Raw genomic sequence first — 4,467 nt, 5'->3', positions numbered from 1 at the left:
TTGGCAGAGCGGATCTGATCACACCGCCGGCCCGGCCTGCGGCGGCAAGTTCCTCGCGCCAGTTCTCCGCGCCGATGAACACGGTCACGATGTCCGGTCGCGAGAAGCTGTCGTAGCGGGTACGCGCGGCGTGGCCGGCATCGACAAGCTCGGCGACCGAGTTGTTGTTGGCCAACGCATCGCGGGCGCGGGTTAGCAGTTCGAGGGCACGGTCCAGTGTGGGCAGCAGGTGCTCGGCGTTGGCTTCACACATAGCCCGCACCAGTTCCGGTGCGCTGGCCGCGACCCGGGTGCCGTCGCGGAAGGAGCCCGCGGCCAAGGCGAAGGCCAGCGGAACCTCCCCGGCGGTGACGGCGAGTGCCTCGGCGAGCAAGTGGGGCAGATGCGAGATGGCGGCCGCGGCCGCGTCGTGCTCATCGGATTTTGCTGGAACCACGACCGATCCGCAGTCCAGCGCCAACGTCATCACCATTGACCACACCGCGGGGTCCACGTGGTCGTCTACGGCGATCACCCAAGGGGCGCCGGTGAACAACCGGGCGTGACCAGCGGCCCACCCGGAGTGTGCAGTTCCCGTCATTGGGTGTCCGCCGACGAAGCGCGCCTGCAGGCCGGCCGCGGCGACCTCCTCGAGGACCGCGCTTTTGACACTGGTGACATCGGTCAGCGCGCAGTTGGGCGCGCATTCGCGAATGTGCGAGAGCATGCTCGGCAAGGCCGGCATTGGAACGGCGAGCACGATCAGCGCGTCGACGTCAGCCGCCCGTTTGAGCGCTTCGCTGATGTCGGTGGTGGCGTCGAAGCCGTCGAATCGCGCCGCCTGCACGCCCTCCACCGAGCGGTTGTAGCCGAAGACCTCGTAGCCTGCCGCCGTGGCTGCCCGCATCAGCGAGCCACCGATCAAACCCAGCCCCAGCACGCACATCGGTGTCTTCGCCACTGTTCCAGGTTGGCACATTTTTTCGCTGGCGGTCCGACCCCGGCCAGCATGGTCTGATGTGCTGCCTTAGCTGGTCAAGCGGCCTGCTCAGCGACTAGCGTATGCGCCCATGGGAGCACAACGGGCCTCCGCGCAAGGCCCGTCCGCGGACACGCCGGACGGTTTCGGCGTTGCCGTTGTTCGCGAAGACGGCAAATGGCGCTGTTCTGCGATGCGTCCCAAAGTGCTGAGCAGTTTGACTGCCGCTGAGACCGAACTCCGCGAGTTGCGCAGCGCTGGAGCTGTTTTCGGGTTGATCGATGTCGACGATGAATTCTTCGTCATCGTGCGGCCGGCGCCGTCGGGAACCCGGTTGCTGTTGTCGGATGCGACCGCAGCGCTGGACTACGACATTGCGGCTGAGGTTCTGGAGAACTTGGACGCCGAGATCGATCCCGAAGACCTCGAGGACGCCGAGCCGTTCGAGGAGGGTGATCTTGGCGTCCTCTCCGACATCGGCCTGCCGGAGGCGGTGCTGGGCGTCATCCTCGACGAGACCGACCTGTACGCCGACGAGCAGTTGACCCGCATCGCGCAGGAGATGGGTTTCGCCGACGAGCTGTCGGCGGTGCTCGACCGCCTCGGTCGGTGATCGCAAGCGCGGCGGAGCCGGGCGCAGCGGGTCGCCGCCATTAGCCTGGGTCGGTGATCGCAAGCGCGGCGGAGCCGGGCGCAGCGGGTCACCGCCATTAGCCTGGGTCGGTGATCGCCGACGAGGATTTGATCCGAGCCGCGCTCGCGGTCGCCGCCACTGCGGGTCCGCGGGACGTGCCGGTCGGTGCGGTCATCGTCGGGCCTGACGGAACAGAGCTGGCGCGCGCCGTCAACGCCCGCGAGGCACTTGGTGATCCGACGGCGCACGCCGAGATTCTGGCGATGCGGACCGCGGCCAGTGTGCTCGGCAACGGTTGGCGATTGGAGGGCACCACGTTGGCCGTCACCATCGAGCCGTGCACGATGTGCGCCGGTGCCTTGGTGATGGCGCGGGTGGCGCGGCTGGTGTTCGGGGCGTGGGAGCCTAAAACCGGGGCGGTCGGCTCGCTGTGGGATGTGGTGCGGGATCGACGGCTCAACCATCGCCCGGAGGTGCGGGGCGGCGTGCTGGCCGACGATTGCGCGGCGCTGCTGGAAGCGTTCTTCGCCCGGCAGCGATTGGGGTGATCGGCTCCTTGTTGGGTAAGCTGCTCGGCGGTGGTGTGTCCGAGCGGCCTAAGGAGCACGCCTCGAAAGCGTGTGACGGGTAACCCCCGTCCGAGGGTTCAAATCCCTCCGCCACCGCCAAACTTTTCTGCGCATCGCCGCAGTTACAGGCTGGTTTTCAGCATGCATGTACGTCGTGCTGCCTAACGATTACTAATTCCGAGGCTGAGTAGCCGAGGTCCAGACCCGCCCATCGAAGTAGCGCACCGAATTCGGGTCATTCTGGTCGGGGTACCAGCCCGGCGCTAGCCCGCTCGTCTGCATGGGTTGTTGCACGACGGGTTGGTGGTGCACGACGGGTGGTTCGCTGGACGCAGGTGGCCCGGCCCGCGGCGCCAACAGCGCCCGCACCACCACCACGACCGCCGCGATAACAAGGATCAGGACCAGCAGCCAGACCAGCGAGTTCAGCGAGTTGAAAACGTTGGTCATCGTGGCACCTCTTTCTTAGGTCGTCGCATCGCCCCGCACACTCACCGCCGAGTAGTGGGTTCTGCCTTAGCCAGCGTGCGCGGCCGGATCCAAGCCCGGGTGCCGTACTCCGACTGCCACCGATCCCCGATGCAGCGTCGTGGAAATTTCCGGCTCAAACGTTTGCTCACCGGTCGCCACAATCTCGGGACGGCAGAAGAAGCACACATCCGGGCCTATCGTCGGGTAACCGCACGCGGGACAGACATCGACGGTCACGATCCCGCACCTCCTAGGGGCATATGTCTGGTGCAGGCCGAGATACCCCGGTCGGAGACCGTTAAAACGCGGTAACCGGTCACACTCCGCTGGACGATCGACCCACGCGAGTGGTCAGTTCGTAATGCCCGAAGCGCTCCGTTCTGCGGTGTACTGCCAAGGCGGACCGCCACTGCCAAGCGAACCGCATGGCAAGTTCAGCTAATCGTTGCGATCAGGTCCTGCTGCGGCATTTGGCCGCGAAGTTTAAGGTGGACGCCAGACAGGGTATGCTTGCTATTTGAGACGTGGGGGACTCAGCAAACTTTTTGGAGGAGCGGTGGACATCGTAATGGGTGTGTCGATGGCACCTGAAAATGTCCGCATGGTGCTGGTTGAAGGGGAAAACGCCGACGGCGTCACAGTCGAGGAAGACACCATCCCCATTAGCACTGACGGAAATAACCAAGATCCGGCAACCTTGACCGCGCCGAATCAGGTCGTGTCGGCGATCCTGGGCACTCGAGAAAGCGCTACGCAGGGCGGTTACCAGGTGACCTCCACCGGGGTGACATGGACCGACCCGGTAGAGGCCGCGGCATTGCGTGACCTTTTGGCCGCCCACAAGATGGAAAACGTCATGCTGGTCTCGGCTTTCCTGTCCGCGGCCGCGCTCACCCAAACGGTCGGCAACGCGGTTGGTTACGACCACACCGCGCTGCTTTTTGTCGAACCGGATACCGCGACGTTGGCGGTTGTTGACACCGCCGACGGTTCGGTGACAGAAGTACAGAGACGACCATTGCCGGCCGATGACGAAGCCGCTGTAGCAGCGCTCACTGAGATGGTCGCCGGCGCTGAGGTGTTGGAATCCGAACCGGATGGCCTTTTCGTCGTCGGCTCCGATGTCGATGTCGCCATGATCAAGCCACAGTTGGAGGCGGCGACCTCGCTTGTGGTGAATGCGCCCGACGAACCCGAGATGGCACTGGCTCGCGGCGCGGCGCTGGCCTCGGCGCATGCGCCGTTATTCGAATCGTCCACCGCCGCACAGGCTTACGCGCAAGTTCCGGGTGCGGGTGTCGTCGAGCCCGGCGCGCCTGCTGAGGCCACGATGGCTGCTCCCGGATATGCAGCCTTTGTGCAGGGCCCGGCTGATTACGATGCCAGCGAAATGACGCAAGCGCTGGCCTACAGCGCCGATCCGGACAGTGCAGCCAACGCCTATACCGCTGTTGCGGGCGCCGAAGGCGTCGGCCTGGCCGACGCGGAGGAGGGCGACGTCGGCGCCGAGGAGCAGCGCCCGGCCCGCAAGCCGTTCTTAGTGGCGCTGAGCGTGTTAACGGTTTTTGTTGTCGGTGTCGCGGCCCTCGCGATCGCGCTGGCACTCGACATCCGCCCGAAGGCCAATGACCGCCCCAACCTCGGTCAACGCATGGTGGTGCCGACCCAGCAAGCGCCGGCACCGCCACAAGCGCCCCCGCCGGCACCTGCCCCCGCCGCCCCAGCGCCGGCTCCCGCGGCTCCTGCGCCTGCCGCTCCTGCGCCTGCACCCGCAGCTCCTCCGGCTCTACCGGCACCTCCGCCGGTCGCGCCCGCACCTCCGCCGGTCGCGCCGC

Annotated in this window: 5 protein-coding genes and 1 tRNA gene; 4 read left to right on the top strand and 2 right to left on the bottom strand. The window is 66.1% G+C overall.

Annotated features, from left to right (window positions below):
- The coding region (locus tag VFA16_RS02005) for a prephenate dehydrogenase (RefSeq protein ID WP_324966210.1) at positions 1-925 on the bottom strand (925 nt) is incomplete at its 3' end.
- 124 nt (positions 926-1,049) lie between these two features.
- On the opposite strand from VFA16_RS02005, the gene VFA16_RS02000 reads away from it, so the two are divergent.
- The 3 genes from VFA16_RS02000 (at position 1,050) to VFA16_RS01990 (ending at position 2,260) form a co-directional block, all read left to right on the top strand.
- A complete protein-coding gene (locus tag VFA16_RS02000; RefSeq protein ID WP_324966209.1) occupies positions 1,050-1,571 on the top strand; it encodes a tRNA adenosine deaminase-associated protein in 522 nt (173 codons plus the stop codon).
- 110 nt (positions 1,572-1,681) lie between these two features.
- Entirely contained in the window at positions 1,682-2,140 is a 459-nt protein-coding gene (locus VFA16_RS01995; RefSeq protein WP_324966208.1) for a nucleoside deaminase, read from the top strand.
- A 29-nt stretch (positions 2,141-2,169) separates the two neighbouring features.
- Positions 2,170-2,260, top strand: a tRNA-Ser gene (locus tag VFA16_RS01990).
- Positions 2,261-2,332: 72 nt separating this feature from the next.
- On the opposite strand, the gene VFA16_RS01985 is transcribed toward VFA16_RS01990, so the two are convergent.
- Complete coding sequence (locus tag VFA16_RS01985) at positions 2,333-2,611, bottom strand: DUF2510 domain-containing protein (RefSeq protein WP_324966207.1); 279 nt, start codon at positions 2,609-2,611, stop codon at positions 2,333-2,335.
- 577 nt (positions 2,612-3,188) lie between these two features.
- Between VFA16_RS01985 and VFA16_RS01980 the strand changes: the two genes are divergently transcribed.
- A partial coding sequence (locus tag VFA16_RS01980) for a DUF7159 family protein (RefSeq protein WP_324966206.1) occupies positions 3,189-4,467 on the top strand: 1,279 nt, incomplete at its 3' end.

Origin of the sequence: Mycobacterium sp., assembly GCF_035653355.1 — a bacterium.
Taxonomy (GTDB): domain Bacteria; phylum Actinomycetota; class Actinomycetes; order Mycobacteriales; family Mycobacteriaceae; genus Mycobacterium.
Note: the sequence above shows the minus strand (reverse complement) of the source record. Positions and strands in the feature narration are given on the sequence as shown.